Here is a 387-nt window from a genome sequence, read left to right on the forward strand (position 1 = left end):
GCTGGCACGTGCGCTGGCATTGGAGCCCGAGGTGCTACTGCTGGACGAACCCACTGCCAGCCTGGACCCGCACTCCAAACGCCTGGTAGAGGCCGCCGTGCAGGCCTACGGCGGCACCACCGTGTTTGCCAGCCACAACCTGGGCCAGGTCAAGCGCCTGGCAACCCGCGTGGCGTATCTGGAGCAGGGCCGGGTGCTGGCCGATCTGCCCGTGACCGAATTTTTTGACCAGGACCGCTTGCTGGCGCATTCCGCCGCGGCGGCCCATTTTGTAAAAGGAGAGGCCATTTCATGAGTGGTTTTAAAAGAAATAAACCTCTAGCTCCCGTGCGCATTGCGCTGGCAGCTATTGTTTTTGTAGCGTCTGGTTTTGCGTCGGCCCAGTCG

The 387-nt window shown here is 61.5% G+C and carries 1 pseudogene; it reads left to right on the forward strand.

Annotated features, from left to right (window positions below):
* Window positions 1–295, forward strand: a pseudogene (locus tag AC1D1Y_RS26800) (phosphate ABC transporter ATP-binding protein); the annotation flags it as partial.
* Window positions 296–387: the final 92 nt, after the last annotated feature.

The sequence above is a fragment of the Polaromonas sp. P1_G1 genome (assembly GCF_056405595.1).